We start from the raw sequence: 988 nt of genomic DNA, 5'->3' as shown, positions 1-988 counted from the left end.
ATCGCCGTATTAATTTTTAAAAGCATGAGCAAACCCGACCCGGCTGCAGAGCAGTGTGCAAAGGATATTATTCAGCTATTAAAGAAAAACCAGGGAGCCAGTGCTGAGGAGATTGCAATAGTGCTTAAAGCACATAACCGAACTGTGGAAGATGCAGAGAAGGTAACGGTCATCGTCAAAACCAGGCTAGTGCAAGCTCATATCAGGAAAGAGGATCATAATGATGTCATGTTGAGAGTGCGCCAAGCGAAGCAATTACTAGCGACACCCTAAGCCTGCAGTTTAAAATTTCTCACACCAAGCGACGAGATCCCTATGTTTTTTAAGCCCGAAAAAGCCAAAATGATCAAACCCGAAAACGCCTTACCAGGGCGCGATCAGGCAATTAGCATTAGCGCCACCCATACCGTCACTGGCAATTCAATGCTGCCCCCCTTTCCTTCTGGAATTAAACAAGCAATGTTTGGCATGGGCTGTTTTTGGGGCGCCGAACGAAAGTTTTGGTCACTGGCAGGAGTTTATTCTACGGCGGTAGGCTATAGCGCGGGCTTTACGCCCAACCCAAGCTACCAAGAAGTTTGCTCAGGATCGACAGGCCATAATGAAGTGGTATTAGTCGCTTATGATCCGTCCCAAGTATCATACTCAGACTTACTAAAAACATTTTGGGAGGCGCATAACCCAACACAAGGCATGCGCCAAGGTAACGACCAGGGAACACAATACCGTTCAGGCATTTACACCTTCAATGACGAACAAAGCAAACTTGCTAATGAAAGCCTACAACAATACCAAGTAGCGCTAACAGCGCGGGGGTTTAGCGAAATCACTACCGAGATTAAACAAGCCTCTGAGTTTTACTATGCTGAAGAATATCACCAGCAATACCTTGATAAGAATCCCGACGGCTACTGTGGCTTAGGTGGCTGTGGGGTCGAGCTGTTCTAGTAATGCGGTAAAGCCCCTGGAAAAAACACTGTCCGCACCT

General features: G+C 46.9%; 2 protein-coding genes. Both read left to right on the top strand.

Going from position 1 to position 988, the window contains the following annotated elements; translation table 11 throughout:
* The coding region (locus A3756_RS28025) for a hypothetical protein (protein WP_197481406.1) at positions 1–273 on the top strand (273 nt) is incomplete at its 5' end.
* Between the two features lie 42 nt (positions 274–315).
* Positions 316–948, top strand: a complete 633-nt coding sequence (msrA, locus tag A3756_RS19970) for a peptide-methionine (S)-S-oxide reductase MsrA (RefSeq protein WP_082865364.1) — start codon at positions 316–318, stop codon at positions 946–948.
* Positions 949–988: the final 40 nt, after the last annotated feature.

The sequence above is a fragment of the Oleiphilus sp. HI0086 genome, assembly GCF_001635225.1.
The sequence above is the reverse complement of the archived record's forward strand: the minus strand, read 5'-3'. Positions and strand labels throughout refer to the sequence as shown.